We start from the raw sequence: 16,792 nt of genomic DNA, 5'->3' as shown, positions 1-16,792 counted from the left end.
GGGCCATTGGTTTTATTTTTGTTTATTCTTAATTCGTCGCTTCCTCTTTATTAGCAATATATATATAAGAGAAATCGTAATGACTATTAGTAAAATCAAAGGGGAAAAGCATTCTTTAAACCATATACATAAATTGGAACGAATATGAAACCCTGAAGCTGAAGCTAGTGAATATATCATACAAGTTAAGCCTATAAGGATAAAGATGATAGGGGCAATGTAACTATTATCTTTCATGATTGCTTTCCTCTATTGTTGAGTCCAAGGGTAAATGGATAAGAAAAGACGTCCCATTTCCGCCTTTACTTTGAACCTCAATGCTTCCTTTCAACAACTTGATAATTTCCGATACGATGGATAAGCCTAGCCCAGTTCCTCCCATCTTTCTTGAGCGTGACTTTTCCACTCGATGAAAGCGATCAAAGATAAATGGAAGCTCATCTTCAGGTATTCCTATACCTGTATCTTGAATCAATATACAAACATGGTCTTTTTCAGTCCATGCACTTAGATAAATACTTCCTTTTTCTGTATAGTTCACAGCGTTTTCTAACAGGTTAAATAAAACCTGTTCTATACGTGATCCATCTGAAAAAATTAAAGGGAGTTCATCATCAATATGGTAACTAAGGTCTAAATTCTTTTCCTTTGCTTTTAGCATTACTTTCCTTACTGATTGTTCAATAATTTCCTCTACATCAACATGTTGTAAATATAATTCTAAACGTCCTTCTTCCATCTTTGACAGTTCAAATAAATCTTGAATCAATTTTGCAAGGCGTTCAGCTTCACTCTCAATGATACTTGAATAAGACTCTAACTCTTCTTTATTTTTGTATTGATGTTTTCTCAAAAGTTGAGCATATCCCTTTAAATAAGAAGTCGGTGTCCTTAGCTCATGTGAGATATTTGCTAAAAACTCACTCCTATTTTTTCTGTAATTATTAAGTTCAATACTAAGATCATTGATTGCTTTTGCTAGAGAACCTACTTCATCTTGCGACGCGACGTTAACCTTTGTATCTAAGTTGCCTTTTGCAATGGCTCTTGTTGCTTTTTCCATTTTTATTAATGGACTAGAGAGTTTTTTTGAAACGAACAACGTGAACCCAAGTGCTAAAAAGATTGACCCAATAATTGTAATCAAGATCCAATTCCTTACATTGTGGAGAGAACGATGAATCTCATCGATTGAAGCAAAGACTAAAATCCCTCCCTTAAATTTGTTCTCTTCTAAGATGGGACGACCTACAGTAAAGAAATATTCTTTGGTTTTGGGATCTGTATAGCCTCTTTCAAAGTGCTCACTTTCTCTCAAACGTACGTATAAATCTTCTGGTATGGTTACTCCTTTTTTAAATTGAGATAAGTGATTAGTTGATAAAACCTTTCCGTTTTTATCAACTAAAACAATATCTTTTTCTGTAATAGTACTTAAGTATTCATAGAATTCTGCTTGCTTCCTGTCAGGGCCAATGGCTTTTTTAGACAGGTTTAATGACAATTCATTCACATTTTCGTGTACTTGCGTAGAATATACACCTGAAAAGATGCTATAAATAGAAGAACCAAAAGGTAACAATACAATTAGAAATAGAAGCATAATTGTTAACCCTAATTTCCATACAATACTTTTGACGTTCATTTTATGTCCTCTTGAATATTTAATTTATAGCCTATTCCCCATACAGTTTTTATCAAGTTTATTTCTTTATCTATCTTTTTAAGCTTGGTACGAATGTTTTTAACATGTGTATCTACAGTCCTTAAATCCCGTGATTCATACATCTCCCAAATATTATCGAGCAAGATCTCTCTCGTAAATACCCGTTGAGGTTGAGAAGCAAGTAAGGCAAGTAGTGAAAACTCTTTAGCAGTTAATTCGACTACTTGATTGTTAACACTTAACTGTCTGCTTTCATTGTCTATTACAAAACGTCCATTTAAAAACGTAATTTGATTATTGCTTTCATCCCTTTTTTGAATACGATCATATCTCCGTAGCAAAGCTTTTATCCTTGCTTTTAATTCTTCAAATTCAAATGGCTTAATTAAATAATCATCTGCTCCCAATTCCAACCCTTTAACCTTGTCGTATAGTTCACTTCTCGCCGTTAACATAATAATAGGAGTATTCCCTTTTTGCAGTATTCTTTCACATACAGTCCATCCATCTACATGAGGTAACATTATATCTAGAACAACGAGATCAAACACCTGATTTTCTATATAATCTAGAGCAATTTGTCCATCTCTTGCTTCGGTAATCGTATATTCATCTGAAAGATGTATCTTGAGTAGATCTAGCATATACTCCTCATCTTCGACAATCAAAATATTTTTCATTACTACACTCCTTGTCTCTTGCTGAAAATTCTTCTTCTTATTTAAACCATGAAATTGTGGAGAAAGTTTGAAGATCTCTTGATTATCCCATTAAAATTCCTTTTTTCTTGATAATTCGATACTTTGTCTGTATAAAAAAAGAGTTTAGCTCGAGAAAAGCTAAACTCCTTTTGCTATTGTGTTTTCTTTTCAATAAATTGATTGTCTTTATAATCTAAAAGGATCTTTTCCTCTAAAGGAAGAGGATTATTTATCTCTTTAATAAGCTTTCTTCCAGAATCTTCGTCCATTTCTTTATACCAGATACCATCTGGATATAGAATTGTGATACCTCCATTTTTACACTGACCGTTACATAATGTCTTGGTTGTATGAATCATTTTAGTACAACCACTTTCCTTTATTTCGTCACGTATTGCTTCTGCAACTTGTTCTCCACCATTCCTAACGCACGTTTTCCCGTTACAGATTAGCACATGTTTTTGTACTCCGTGCATGTTCATTCACATCACACCCTACCATTATCTTTTTGTTCAATTGGCAGTGGAGGAGAAATTGATTGATGATTTTGGTGTTCATCCATTGGTTCCTTATTAAAACTTGCCCAAACAGTATAAGCAGCTATAACGATAAGAAGGTATAGAATGGCTGAAATTATCCATTTTTTCATATGATTACACTCCTTTATAACTTCACTCTTTGCAATCTTAATGCATTCAGAACAACAGAAACAGAACTAAATGCCATTGCTGCGCCTGCTAACCAAGGAGCTAATAAACCAATCGCAGCAATCGGTATACCTAACGTGTTATAACCAAACGCCCAAAATAAATTTTGTTTAATGTTTTGGATTGTCTTTTTACTCATAAAGATCGCATCAGCAATACTATTTAAGTCCCCACGCATTAGCGTAATATCAGCAGCTTCCATTGCTACATCTGTACCTGTACCAATAGCCATCCCTATATCTGCTAAAGCTAAAGCTGGAGCATCGTTGATTCCATCTCCAACCATTGCTACTTTTTTACCTTGTTGTTGGAGTTTCTTCACTTCTTCTGCTTTGCCTTCAGGCAATACTTCAGCGGTTACATGTTCAATACCTACTTGTTGAGCAATTGCTTGGACCGTTTGCTTATTATCCCCTGTAATCATAATGACTTCTAAGCCCATCTCTTTTAATCGAGTCACAGCTTCTTTTGAAGTCTCTTTGATGGTATCGGCTACAGCAATTAATCCTGCATATTGACCATTAATAGAAACCAACATAGCTGTTTTTCCTTCACGTTCTAACTCAATCATTTTTTCTAAATCATTATCAATTTGGATATTATTCTGGTTCATTAGTTTACGTGTACCGACTAATAACTCTTTCTCATTTACAACAGCTTTGATTCCAAAACCAGGAATAGCTTCAAATGCTGAAGGGTTGACAAGTTCAATTCCTTTCGCCTTTATTCCTTCAACAATTGCTTGAGCAAGAGGGTGCTCAGACTGTCGTTCAGCTGAACCTACCAACTCTAAAAACTCCTGGTCTTCAATTCCACTTGATACAAATACGTCGGTCAATTCGGGAGTACCGTTTGTGACTGTACCTGTTTTATCTAAGATAATGGTATTGATTCTATGAGTAGTTTCTAAGTGCTCTCCACCTTTAAATAAGATACCAAACTCTGCTGCACGACCTGATCCTGCCATAATAGAAGTTGGCGTTGCTAACCCTAGTGCACATGGACAAGCAATTACTAATACTGCGATTAATTTTTCTAGTGCTGAGGCAAAATCACCTGGTTGAACCCAGATATACCAAATTAAAAAGGTTACAATAGCAATACCAACTACAATTGGAACAAATATACCGGAAATTTGGTCAGCTAATCGTTGAATAGGTGCTTTTGAACCCTGAGCTTCTTCCACTACTTTAATTATTTGCGCTAAAGCTGTATCTCTTCCGACCTTTGTGGCTTTCACTTTTAAAAATCCATTTTTATTAATGGTTGCTCCAATAACTGCATCTCCAACCGTTTTGTCTACTGGAACACTTTCTCCTGTTAACATGGATTCGTCTAAAGCAGATTGACCTTCTACAATTTCTCCATCTACCGGTACCTTTTCACCCGGTTTTACATACACGATATCTCCTGATTGTACTTCTTCAATAGGAATTTCAACTTCTTCACCATCTCGTAAGACAGTTGCCGTTTTCGCCTGTAAGCCCATAAGTTTTTTGATGGCCTCAGAAGAACGGCCTTTAGCACTTGCTTCAAATAACTTACCTAATATAATAAGCGTGAGTAATACGGCACTTGTTTCATAATAAAGTTCAATCATTGGAGCGTTTGAACCTATTGATTTGATTGAAACATATAAACTATAGAAATACGCTGCACTCGTTCCTAAGGCGACGAGAACATCCATATTGGCACTTTTATTACGAAGCGCTTTGAAAGCACCCACATAAAATTGTTTACCTACAATAAACTGCACTGGTGTTGCTAGAGCTAATTGAACCCAAGGGTTCATTAACATTGCTGGCAATGGAATAAACGAAGTAAACGAAAAGTGACTAACCATTGCCCATAACAAAGGGATACTTAGAATAAGTGAAAACCAAAACTTCCCTTTTTGCTTTGCAATTTCCTTTTCTCGATGATTCAAATCCTCTTCTTTTTCTTCTGACTTTAATGTAGCACCATATCCAAGCTTCTCTACTCGATGAATCATGTCTGTTGTACTTACCTGGGAGGGGGTATATTCTACAGTAGCTGTCTCTAGTGCAAAGTTAACTGTTGCTTTTGAGACTCCCTCTAATTTATTTAATCCTTTTTCAATTCGGTTTGCACAAGCTGCACAAGTCATACCTATAATACTAAATTCATCTTTTTCATTTACAACGTCATAACCCAACTTTTGAATTCTTTGCTCAAAATCTTGAGTAGTTGTTTTTGATGGATCGTATATTATAGTTGATCTTTCTAAGGCAAAATTTACGTTAACGTCTTCAACACCTTCAATTTTTTTTAATCCTTTTTCGATACGATTTGCGCAAGCTGCACAAGTCATGCCACTAATTTGTAAAGTGGTTTCTTTTTGCTGTTCGCTCATTTTATAACCTCCTATTATACCCCTACTAGGTATATTCAATACCTAAAGAAAGCGTGCATAAAAATTCGCACGCTATTTTAATTTAGGCTACTTCATAACCTTGGTCATCAATCGCTTCTTTAATTGACTCTAAAGATACTTTGTTTTGATCAAATTCAACAGTTACCTTTGCTTCGCTTAAATTTACTTCTACATGTTGGACACCATTAAGTTCACCAACACTACCTTCAACAGATTTCACACAATGACCACAAGACATTCCTTTTACTGATAATGTTACTTTTTCCATTATTGACATCTCCTCTTTTATTTCATTAATCGTTTAATTGTAGTTAATAGTTCATCTATTACTTCTTGATCGCCCTCTTGAACGCGCTCAACTATACAGTGTTTAAGGTGTCCTTCAAGTAATATCTTACTTACACCATTTAAAGCAGATTGTACGGCTGAAATTTGAGTAATTACATCATCACAATAAGTATCTTTCTCAATCAACCCTTTGATACCGCGGATCTGTCCCTCGATACGATTTAGTCTACTTGCTAGGTTTTTCTTAACTTCTGGTGAGTGATGACTTTTACGTTCACTGTTTATAGAGCAACAACTATCATTGTCAGTAGTTTTCTCTAATTCATCCATTCAATCAACTCCTTCTTGATTATATTATACGGTACCCCCCTACCCTATGTGAAGGGGTAAACGCCCTTTTTTTAAAAAAATTTAAAAACACCCTGAAAGTAAGATAGAAGATTTCCAGGGTAGGGCGTAATATTATTAAAAAATATATCTATATTATTGATTCGTGACAGCTTCTGCTTGCCAGTAATAATCTGCTATTACTTCTGCTAAAGCATCTGTTGTCCGATACATTTCTTCCATGGTATTATCAACTCCACCAACTTCTATAATAATGGAGTGGGTCGATAAATCCTGATTGTATACGCCATTTCCTTGAGTTTTATTTTTTTCAAATATACCTCTGGATATCCCAGGATAATTCTTCTCTAAAAGAGTATTTAATCCTTTAGCAAACTGTAGGTTTTTTTCATAGTTCTTGTATTCCGTGCCAATAATAAAAAATAATCTCGCATAGTTTTTACCGTTAATTTCTTTTGTGGTTATTGATCTTCTTTGCGAATCCCGATGTAAGTCAAAAAAGAAAGTTAAATTTCTGTTTTGATTAGTGGATGTTTGTAAAATTTCTCGAGTCATTTTATATGAACTACGATAATCCAACCCTTTTGATTCTAATTCTTTTACAACATCAGTTGTATTTACTTCCGTTCCAATCCCCTTTTGTTCTAACTTTTCACCTAATTTTTTGCCTACCAACATAATATTCACTTTAGAGTCATGGGCATTATCTGGATTGTCTTCTCCTTTTAAATAAGGCAAAAAAGATTCGCGGCTATGTGTATGATAAATGAAGGCTACTTTCTTACCTTCTGTAGTCTTTAAAGGCTCTTTGTGTTTATGGTCAGTACTTTTGTCTGTTTTTTCTATTTCTCGTAGATTTTCTTTAGATAATTCTCTTTCTTTTAATAATACATCCATAGGAGGAGAAGATTCGACGGGAAGGTTACTGTAGTTTGTTCCTTCACCCGCCACTATTATCTTTGTATCAAACGTTTTAAAGCCAGGTACTTCATCTAGAAGAAGAGTAGCAATTCGCTGTGACTGAATATCTGTGAACGTTTCAACAGTCACAGATAAGACATTGGGAGGCTCAAACCCGTTTGGAAGAACATGTCTAAAATGCTTGTTTTCTATTCCCATTATATACATCATGGACTCTGCAGGATAATTTCTTAACCATTGATTTAGGGGATGGACATAAATATAACTTCTTGAAGCTGGGTTTAAAATTAATATTGCTAGTAGAAATAAACAAATTGTAATAAAAGCAGCTACTGATCGCTTTGTATACCGATCTGGTCGATCTAATGGTCTTCTCTTCCTACTGTTTTTCATGAACATCCTCCAGTACATTAGGATTGTTCTGTTAATCTAAGGAGCAATAATAATTTATCTAGTTGATTTTTTACGCCTTACAACATAGAGAATTAAAATTAGTGCTAACGCTGCTAAAATTACTTTTCCTTCTAACGTTAGGTTTACTAGTTGATATGTTGAATAGGATTCTAAGACTATGGCAGGGATCTTCCCTAATGTACTGGCTAAGAAGAATATTAAAAAGCCCATATTTCCAACAGCTGCAAGGAATGTAACCAATCCGGAAGGTATAAAAGGTAATAAGCGCAGGCTTATAACTAAATAAAAAGCTTCTTTCCCTGTAGTTGATAGGAGTTTATCTAGTTTAGGGTGATTCTGCGTTTTGTTTCTTAAAAATGTTTTGAACCCCTTTTTATATAACCAAAAAGATACACTTGTTCCGATTACTTCTCCTAAAAATGAAATGATGGTCCCTTCCCAAAAACCAAATATTTTCAAGTTTGCAGCTGTTAGAAACACGCTAGGTATAACGCCTAAAACACTTATAACAATGTTTAGGGACAGGCTAATTAGTATTCCTGTAAGTTCATTTGTAGATAACCACTCAACAACAACTTGCTCTAATTGCTGTCTACCCATTTATAGCCTAATCCCCACACAGTTTGAAGATGGTCATCTACAGGAAAGTTTGCTTTACGTAGTTTATCCCTTACATTTCGTACATGTGAATCGATTGTTCTTCCTTCAGTTTCAGCATCGTATCCCCATACTGAAGTTAATAAATCTTCACGACTAAACACTCTATTTGGGTATTGTAAGAGTAATCCTACTAATTTAAACTCTTTTGGAGTCACTTGTATTTCTTGATTTTCATATTTTAAAAAGTGATTTTCTCGACTCCATAACAACCCTTTATAGTTAATTTCCTCACTTTCAGTTGAAGCCCTCCTTAATACTGCTCTAAGGCGAGCAATTAGTTCGCCTTCACTAAAAGGTTTAACGATATAATCATCAGCTCCTGTATTTAAACCCTTTATTATATCAACGGTTTGATTACGTGCAGTTAGCATTATGACTGGAATTTTGGAACTACTTCTAACTTCCTGACATATCTCCCATCCATCTTTATCGGGCATCATAATATCCAACAGCATTAAGTCAGCTTCATTTCCTTCTTCTAGATAGTTTAATGCTTCAATTCCAGAATCAAATTTAATACATGTAAAACCGTTTGGAGTAAGATAAAGTTCAAGTAAATCTAACATCCTTGATTCGTCGTCAACTAACAAAATAGTTGGCATTCTAAACATCCTCTCTTAACAAGATTTCAACCATAGTGCCTTTTCCTACTCCACTTTCTATTGTGACTGTGCCTCCATGTGCTTCCACAATTTCTTTTACAATAGATAATCCTAAACCATAACCTCCACTTTTCCTTGAGCGCGATTTTTCTACTCTATACAATTTATCAAAGACATAAGGAAGGTCGGTCGAAGGAATTCCTATTCCTTGATCTTTAAAGGTAATCGTAACTTTTTTAGGTAGTTCTCGTACTATTACTAAAATTTTGGTTCCATTGTCAGAATACTTCAATGCATTATCTAACAAGTTAACAACAACTTGCTGGAATCTTTCAGGGTCAATATTTACCTCAATTTCTTGTGGGCAATTTAAATGCAGTTGAATATCCTTTTCTTTTAAGGCCAAATCAAAATGCTGAATTACATGATGTAAATAGGAGTATAATTTGACATTCTGTTTTTGAATTAAAAATGTATGTTGATCAAGTTGAGCAAGTTGAAATAGATCTTTAACTAGTTGAGATAACCTTTGTGCTTCCTCTTCAATGATATTAAGGTATTTATTTCTTTCCACTTCACTATTTGATTGGCGTTTGGCTACATCGGCATATCCTTTTAAGTACATAAGGGGGGTTTGTAGTTCATGTGATATGCTACTTAAAAAGTCATTACGTTCTTCCTTTAAACGATGTAGTTCATTAGCAAGAGTTTGAATGGATGTTCCTAACTGGCCCAATTCATCTCTTGAATGTGCCCCCAGCTTAACAGAAAAATCTCCTTGACTAAGCTTTTGGGTTGCCCCTTTCATTCTTATAAGAGGAAGTGTTATAAATTTAGAAAGCGCAAAAATAGTGATAATTGAGAATAGTACTGAAATAACTCCGACTATATAAAAATGATGTTGAAGCCTAGCTATCATGTCTTGTATATCTTTAGTATTTTCGAACATGTACACAGTTCCGACATTTTTTTTATTTAGTCTAATAGGAGAGGCAGTTGCAATATAGGGTTTATTCTTCCAATTCCCCTGCATTATTTCTCCTTTATACCTAAGAGAATAGCCTTGCCATTGTTCTACAGCTTCTCTAGCTCCTTTTACTAAAGGAGTAGAAGTCCGTATGATTTTTCCATCTTCATCTGTAATAATTACATCTGTCTGTGTTTCAGATTCCATCAAAGCGACATGGCTTAGGGTAGCAGAATCATGGTGTTTCTCTAATACTTCACGATGGCTGTTCCCTCGTAGTCTCAAACTTTCTAATTCCTCTGAAATTCTCGTACCAGCCAGCCCAGTATATAGATAAAAAAATAATCCAACCTCAATCAATAGAATAAAAACTAGAAACAACAAGCCAAGTTTTATTGAGATTCTATTCATGTTTTCACGTCCTTTAACTTAGCCTTCAATAAATTTTAGAAAAAATATGTGAAGAAAGTGTGCAGATTGGTTATTACTTCAAAATTATCTTTAGACAAATTTCGTAAGTTATTAATTATTTACAATATCTGCAAACATTCTGCACAATTATAAATTACATTATAGACATATTAAGTTATTATGGAGGTGCCGTAGTGAAAAAAATATGGCTAACTTTAATGTTTTCATTATTAGTTGTAATTGGAGTGGCATGTTCTAATAGTGAGGGCAGCATGAAAGGGCATGACATGTCTAATATGAATGAAGAAGACATGAACAATCATGATATGTCCAATATGAATACAGGCAAGGGAGAAGAGAGTAAGAAAGAAAAACTTCCTTCTACTCAAGCAACACAGATAAAGACAGGAAAAGAATTTACTCTAACAGCTAAGGAAGCTACACATGATTTCGGTAATGGAACGAAATTACCTGTTTGGACATACGATGGATCCGTACCTGGATCTCAAATTCGAGTTAAACAAGGTGATAAAGTTAAAGTTAATCTAAAAAATGAATTATCTGAACCTGTAACTATCCACTGGCATGGGCTTCCTGTACCAAACAGTCAAGATGGTATCCCAGGGGTCACCATGAATGCTGTACAGCCTGGTAAAACATTCACTTATGAATTTACAGCTTCTACTCCGGGAACATATTGGTACCACTCTCATCAAGATAGTGTAAACCAGATAGATAAAGGCTTATACGGGACGTTGATTGTAGAAGGAAAAGATGAAGAAAAAGTGGATAAAGATTACACACTTGTATTAGATGAATGGATTTCATCAGGTGAGAGCAGTATGGAAGGTATGGATCATAGTTCCATGACAAGTGATAAAGATACCAAAGGTACAGATGACTCAAGTGAAAGCATGGATGGGATGAACATGAACATGAAAGATGACATGAGCATGTACGATCTTTATACCATTAATGGAAAAAGTGCAAAAAATATGGAAACCCTAAAAGTTACAGAGGGAGACACTGTGAAACTTCGTTTAGTAAATGCAGGATATATCTCTCATAAGATACATGTACATGGATATGACTTTAAAATTGTCTCAACAGATGGGCAACCAATTAATGATCCTGCTATTATAAAAGATCAAACGTTGACAGTCGCTCCAGGTGAGCGATATGATTTAGTATTTAAAGCTAACAACCCAGGAACATCGTATATTGAATCTCATGATGATACTGATGCTGCTAAAAACATGGTTGCTAAAATTGTTTATAATAATTCAGAGAAGACAAATGATAAGCAAAATCCAAAAGAGTCTTTACCAAACATTGATATCACTAAATACGGAAAAACAACAAAAAGTAATTTCTCCCTTGATAGCAAATATGACGTTGATTATAAAATGAATCTTGGTACAGCGATGAAGGACAATAGCATGGTTTATACAATCAATAATAGAACCTATCCTAATACTGAACCATTAGATGTAAAAGAAGGCGATTTAGTTAAAGTAACGTTGACAAACACATCTAAATCAGCTGATCATCCAATGCACTTACATGGACATTTCTTTCAAGTGTTGAGTAAAAACGGAAAGGCTTTAGAAGGTTCACCACTAATGAAAGATACACTGAATGTTAAACCAGGTGAAGAATATGTTGTAGCGTTTAAAGCTGACAATCCTGGAAACTGGATGTTCCATTGTCACGATTTACATCATGCTTCTGCTGGAATGGTCACCGAAGTAAAATATAAGGATTATAAATCTTCTTTCACACCAGATCCAAGTGCAAATAATAAACCTGAATAAACTAAAGCCCTAGGTATCAATTATTACCTAGGGCTCGTTTTGATTAAGAGCTCTCTTACTAGCTTTAATTACGGCCAGGGAGCTATTGTAGTTGATATAAATTTTAAACTTCCGGAGTTGGAGTAGGTTGTGCGTAGCCACTTTTATATTTCTCATCAATTGATTGGCGAATTTGTTTAATTGATTTACCAGCTTTTAAATCAGAGACTGATTGAGCAGCTATCTCAAGACAGACACCACATTTTGTTCCGTGGTCATCCCAAACTACTTTTCCATCTTTTTTGTTCTCATAGATAAAGCAATCATAGTTATTCGTATGTCCAGCTGATTCACCACAGCCGCAATAACATGGAATATTCTCTAATAGTTCTTTATTTTGGGCAACACTTGCATAAATAACCTGCATATCTTCTGATTTATCCTTTAAAAACCCAGGCAAGATTTCATTACTTGCTGTTTCTTCCTTAATGTCACCACTAACGTGTTCAGAATGCTGTTGATGTTCTTTCACTGTATGACTTGTTTTTTCTTCACTTGTATTTGAACTTGAACAAGCTGCAGAAGCTATACTTACTATTAGCATGATTAATACAACTAAAGACTTTTTGTGCAAATGAGACACCCTTTCCTACTAGTATATTAGTAACTAATTCTATAATAGTAAGGAAAAGTTCAACCTACAAGGTATATCCATCACTCTTATCGTTTTTGAAACTACCGTAAACAAAATACTTTTACTGGCTGTGCAAAAGTGAAAGAGAATATTAATAAATGTTTAACAGAAATAATTTAATTTACTTACAAAAGAGTAAAAATTAGTAAGAAACTCTTATTACAAATGAGGATAGTTTGGTTGTTCTTAGATGTTAGAACCTTAAAAGTTCAATATATATTCTATTTATACAGTCTTTTCTTCGCTACCATGTCCCAGTAAAACCACCTATAGCTATCACAATCACTATTAGACCTATGGCCATATAAAGAAAGGGACTCTTTCCTTTCCACTCTAAATGAGTAGCATAGCCATTAAAAACGAGAGATGCCCCTAACAAAACAAGACCCAGTGATTTCAAATAAAGTGAATGCTGAAAGTAAGAAACGATTGCTAGAATAGCCCCTACTGCAGCTAAAATAACATAAAATACTTTTAATGCTTTAATACATTTCATGTCTTTCCCCCCTTGTTGCCATCAACCTTAAACTATCCTCTGTTAATCAGCATATGTTTTTTTGTCATCAATTTAGTTCCTATTTTAAAATATAAATAAAATAATCAAATAAATGTTTGAACATCCTTTAAATATGTTAGTGATATTCCCTTTATCCTTTTGTACAGGTTTATTTCTCATCCAGTACTGCAGTGAATGGGACATTTTTTAATTTTTCGTCCATTTCATGAAAAGATAAACCACTAGGACAACCCCCAGCATATCTTACATCACCATCTACTAATCCCCTACTGCAGTAAGGGTTCTTCGTTATTTTTTGATTGGACAGGCAAGCTTACTGAAGTAGCTACATAGTATCTAAAGAATTACGCCTTCATTACGTAATCAGTAGCTAGTTCAGTAACGTTACCGCGTTAATACAAGCTATATACGCCTAGTAAAGCCCTTCGTGGAATCTGTAAGGGAGCTGAGCCGAAGAGGCGAAGGGGGCGACCGGATGCGTCGAGCTGAAATCATGCATACATGAAAGGCAAAAAATTAAAAGAATGAGAGAAGGTGCTAACATGGGAAAAACACACCGGTTTCCTTTTCGAAAGATATTTACTTTAACCCTCAATTCATCTCTTACGAGATCTCGTCCCTTCAGGGCTTATTTCTTTGTTCCTTTTAGTCCACTAGCCATGCTTGACCCCACCATTCTTACCATAGGAGGCATTGTCTTAGGGATTGCCATAATCGAACGAATATTAGAACGCTGGGGTGTCATCGATCTCGTTGATCACTTCACAAAGGTAATGCGCTTTATCTTGCCTGTTGCGTTCTATAGCGCCTTAATTTACTTTTTTGCGACATTTATATTTTGAGGAGGAATGTTGATGTTTGAAAAGCTCAAATTACGGGGCCAATTGATAAAAGCGTTTCGTACAGCAGAAATTTATCGGGTTGCTAAGCATGGAGATCGGACCTCGTATCAGTTTCCAAAAATTCATCAAATCGATAACCATCATACTTACACTCGGTATGCTTTTTCCTTACTGAATGGTATTGATCCTGAACTTTTAACGAAAAAAAGATGGGCCTTACGGCAAGTATTAGGCAGCAATATCGAGATAAATGGCACCCTGAAGAACTTTAGTATTACCGTTCATCACAAAGTCCTGCCTAAGATGCTCAATTATAATTATGAAGCCATCCATCCTCATATTGAGAAAATGGAGCTTCCAGTATGCATTGGTCAAGATATCTATGGAAACCCCGTTTCATGGGATTTTGCTGATTTAGAAACCTTATTAATATCTGGCGAAATTGGAGCCGGAAAAAGCAGTCTCATGCGCGTTATCCTCACGACATGGGTGAAATATACATCACCTGATGATCTGCGATTAGTATTAGTCGATCTCAAACGAGCTGATTTAGGGCTGTTTCATGGCATTGAGCATGTAGATGCGCTTTGTTTTGAGGCAAAGGATATGAGAAAACCTTTTGCCTTATTACGAGCTGAAATGTATCGAAGAGGCGATTTATTGTTAGAGCATGGTGTGACTCATATCAGCAGGCTTCCTTTTAAGCTACCTCGTATCGTTGTGGTAATTGATGAAATGTCCATCGTGAAGAGAGAAACGGATCTTGTAGAGATGATTCAACAGTTTGCTAGCCAGGGTCGTGCGCTGGGCGTTCATACGATTATTGCCATGCAGCGTCCAGATGCCGATTTATTAAATTCAGCATTAAAGGCGAACTTACGAGTAAGAATCTCTGGAAGGCAAGCTGATGCCACGAATGCAAAGGTGGCAGGCGTACTTGGAGCAGAAGAGATCGATGCTGCAGCTAGAGGACGTATGAAAATTAAAATTGATGACGTAAAAGAGTTTCAAGCTTATTTCTTAGATGAAGAAGCTTGTAAGGAAATGCTTTCTCCTTATAAAACACGCATAAAAGACCCTGAACCTCAGCTTGAGGTCGTACCACAGCCTATCTTTGGGTTATTAGAGAAGGAGGAACAACGATGAGCTTTCGGTTATCTCAGCGTGATAAAGACATCATTGCGTTTATCAATCAGTTTCGGGCTGTGGATCGCGACTCATTAGTGGAACTGTTCTTTAAACAGCTGAAATCACCCATAAATGCGTGTAATAGCGTGATGGTACGTTTATATCGGTTAGGAATGATTGAACGCACCCAGCAGTATTCTCCGACGGTCTATTTGCCTGTAGATGCAAAGATCAAAAAGAACTCTCAAAAGATATTACATTTCCTTTCCATTCTAGATATCTATAAACAAATGTGTACGTATAGTGCGCCTAAACAGGTGATTGTTGAAGATAAGCCCACGGGACGAAAAGGAGGCATTGAACCCGATCTCTTTTGTATCTTTAAAGGATCTCCGTTTTGGATTGAAATTCAGAGAAATCAGTATTCTGAACAGAAGATGCAGGCGAAGGTCAACCTCTATGAGGAGTTTTTCTTTTCAGATGAGTGGAAAACCTTACATTGGCAGCCAGAGGGTCGAGCAGCCGTCTTCCCCTCCATACTTTTGATTACGCCTGTTCGGTATGTGGTGTCTTCAGACCATATCCGCATCATACAAGTAGCAAGTATTCATGAACTTATAGAGAAACATAAAAGTTCTCATAAAAAACAAAGTGAAGAAAGACCAAAAGTAGTATCATCGTCAAATGGAATCAAAATTAACCTAACATAGGAGACTGAGAAAATATACTTTCTAAATAAAAAGACAGCTCAGCTACACCATTATAGGACGGATAGCTTTTAAGGGAATTCATAAACTGGTTTATAAAAAGTCTGCATAAAACAGAAAACTATCCTAGTTAGAATCCTTACTCTCTGAAGGGTTCTTTTTTTATGAGATGTTTCAGAAAAAGTGATTATGGTACGACAAGAAGTCGCTTTCTTACAGTGTAGCTAACACTACTCATCTAGACGCGAAGATGATCTCCGTATGAAAAGGCATGTTTGGTAACGAGCCTGTCGGTTGCATGTGGAAATGGAAAACAGAGGAAAGAGGCATGCTCCAGAATACTACTGAGGGAAGATAGTTATAGTAAACGAAAGTGAAGGTTCGTGAGCGTCAGAGTGCGTCCCGGGTAAAGGTTCATAATCTATTAATTAAAATATTGCGCAAAAATATGTAACTGGATTACGACAAAAAATTTATCATATCGAACAACTGTCTCTTTATTTACTTTTTATAAGTCAAAAAAGTCATCTGGCTTTAATCTCGAATCAAGTTTCCTTAAGGCCTTCATAATTTTTTTTATTGTAGTACCTGATGGTACATAATTAGAGTCATTACAAATTTTACTTATCGTATTTTTGTTTATTTTAGTAATTTCACTTAACTCAGTTTGAGAATATCCTTCTTTATCTAGAAACCTACCTAATTTGCTTCGCTTCTTCCCTTTACTCCACAAGATAAAAACCTCCTTTTTAAGCAGGTTTGACTGAATTTCTTAAAAATATTCATCTTTTCAAAGAAAAATAGGAAAGATAGACAAGCATTCTTCATATGCTAAAGTACAGAGCCAGAAAAATATATGGGCTTAGTAAATTTGTTTAGAATAATGTCGATATTTTTGTCATAATCATATAGCATGAATACAGTTAAGACCGCCTTATACACTGATACATAATGGGCGGTCTTTGTTATAGGTATGAATAGTTTTTGAGTATCATAGAAAATAAAAAGCAACCTGGCATGAAGCAGTTTGC

General features: G+C 35.4%; 17 protein-coding genes. 3 read left to right on the top strand and 14 right to left on the bottom strand.

What is annotated here, in order from left to right; genetic code table 11:
- Positions 1–226 precede the first annotated feature (226 nt).
- From AC0C45_RS26000 to AC0C45_RS25950, 11 genes are all read right to left on the bottom strand, one after another.
- Positions 227–1,645, bottom strand: coding sequence for a sensor histidine kinase (locus tag AC0C45_RS26000; protein ID WP_472929040.1), 1,419 nt, complete (start codon positions 1,643–1,645; stop codon positions 227–229).
- Positions 1,642–2,346, bottom strand: a complete 705-nt coding sequence (locus tag AC0C45_RS25995) for a response regulator transcription factor (protein WP_237894592.1) — start codon at positions 2,344–2,346, stop codon at positions 1,642–1,644. The genes AC0C45_RS26000 and AC0C45_RS25995 overlap by 4 nt, the downstream gene beginning before the upstream one ends.
- 173 nt (positions 2,347–2,519) lie before the next feature.
- Positions 2,520–2,849 (bottom strand): (2Fe-2S) ferredoxin domain-containing protein, encoded by a 330-nt coding sequence (locus AC0C45_RS25990; protein ID WP_237894593.1) that lies wholly within the window; start codon positions 2,847–2,849, stop codon positions 2,520–2,522.
- 5 nt (positions 2,850–2,854) lie between these two features.
- The gene (locus AC0C45_RS25985) at positions 2,855–3,016 is read right to left on the bottom strand and encodes a hypothetical protein (RefSeq protein WP_237894594.1); all 162 of its coding nucleotides are present in this window, start codon (positions 3,014–3,016) and stop codon (positions 2,855–2,857) included.
- Positions 3,017–3,030: 14 nt separating this feature from the next.
- A complete protein-coding gene (locus tag AC0C45_RS25980) occupies positions 3,031–5,448 on the bottom strand; it encodes a heavy metal translocating P-type ATPase (protein ID WP_237894595.1) in 2,418 nt (805 codons plus the stop codon).
- A gap of 82 nt (positions 5,449–5,530) precedes the next feature.
- A complete protein-coding gene (gene copZ, locus AC0C45_RS25975; RefSeq protein ID WP_050689524.1) occupies positions 5,531–5,737 on the bottom strand; it encodes a copper chaperone CopZ in 207 nt (68 codons plus the stop codon).
- Positions 5,738–5,754: 17 nt separating this feature from the next.
- Positions 5,755–6,087 (bottom strand): metal-sensitive transcriptional regulator, encoded by a 333-nt coding sequence (locus AC0C45_RS25970; protein WP_237894596.1) that lies wholly within the window; start codon positions 6,085–6,087, stop codon positions 5,755–5,757.
- 153 nt (positions 6,088–6,240) lie between these two features.
- Entirely contained in the window at positions 6,241–7,419 is a 1,179-nt protein-coding gene (gene spoIIP, locus AC0C45_RS25965; RefSeq protein ID WP_237894597.1) for a stage II sporulation protein P, read from the bottom strand.
- A gap of 54 nt (positions 7,420–7,473) precedes the next feature.
- A complete protein-coding gene (locus tag AC0C45_RS25960; protein WP_237894598.1) occupies positions 7,474–8,040 on the bottom strand; it encodes a TVP38/TMEM64 family protein in 567 nt (188 codons plus the stop codon).
- Positions 8,022–8,702, bottom strand: coding sequence for a response regulator transcription factor (locus AC0C45_RS25955; protein WP_237894599.1), 681 nt, complete (start codon positions 8,700–8,702; stop codon positions 8,022–8,024). Before AC0C45_RS25955 ends, AC0C45_RS25960 begins: the two co-directional genes overlap by 19 nt.
- Before the next feature lies 1 nt (position 8,703).
- The gene (locus AC0C45_RS25950) at positions 8,704–10,080 is read right to left on the bottom strand and encodes a sensor histidine kinase (protein WP_237894600.1); all 1,377 of its coding nucleotides are present in this window, start codon (positions 10,078–10,080) and stop codon (positions 8,704–8,706) included.
- Positions 10,081–10,274: 194 nt separating this feature from the next.
- Here AC0C45_RS25950 and AC0C45_RS25945 point away from each other — a divergent pair, with 194 nt between their 5' ends.
- Positions 10,275–11,894, top strand: a complete 1,620-nt coding sequence (locus AC0C45_RS25945; protein ID WP_472929039.1) for a multicopper oxidase family protein — start codon at positions 10,275–10,277, stop codon at positions 11,892–11,894.
- 103 nt (positions 11,895–11,997) lie between these two features.
- On the opposite strand, the gene AC0C45_RS25940 is transcribed toward AC0C45_RS25945, so the two are convergent.
- A complete protein-coding gene (locus tag AC0C45_RS25940) occupies positions 11,998–12,507 on the bottom strand; it encodes a PCYCGC domain-containing protein (RefSeq protein WP_257064456.1) in 510 nt (169 codons plus the stop codon).
- 304 nt (positions 12,508–12,811) lie between these two features.
- Positions 12,812–13,063: a hypothetical protein gene (locus tag AC0C45_RS25935; RefSeq protein ID WP_237894603.1), complete on the bottom strand. Its 252-nt coding sequence runs from the start codon at positions 13,061–13,063 to the stop codon at positions 12,812–12,814.
- 875 nt (positions 13,064–13,938) lie between these two features.
- On the opposite strand from AC0C45_RS25935, the gene AC0C45_RS25930 reads away from it, so the two are divergent.
- Positions 13,939–15,072 carry an FtsK/SpoIIIE domain-containing protein gene (locus tag AC0C45_RS25930; RefSeq protein WP_237894605.1) on the top strand — a complete coding sequence of 378 codons (1,134 nt, stop codon included), beginning with the start codon at positions 13,939–13,941 and terminating at the stop codon, positions 15,070–15,072.
- Positions 15,069–15,764: a hypothetical protein gene (locus tag AC0C45_RS25925; RefSeq protein WP_237894606.1), complete on the top strand. Its 696-nt coding sequence runs from the start codon at positions 15,069–15,071 to the stop codon at positions 15,762–15,764. Before AC0C45_RS25930 ends, AC0C45_RS25925 begins: the two co-directional genes overlap by 4 nt.
- Positions 15,765–16,269: 505 nt before the next feature.
- On the opposite strand, the gene AC0C45_RS25920 is transcribed toward AC0C45_RS25925, so the two are convergent.
- Entirely contained in the window at positions 16,270–16,494 is a 225-nt protein-coding gene (locus tag AC0C45_RS25920; RefSeq protein WP_016766545.1) for a helix-turn-helix domain-containing protein, read from the bottom strand.
- Positions 16,495–16,792: the final 298 nt, after the last annotated feature.

This window comes from Priestia sp. VA7, from assembly GCF_055710015.1.
Note: the sequence above shows the minus strand (reverse complement) of the source record. Positions and strands in the feature narration are given on the sequence as shown.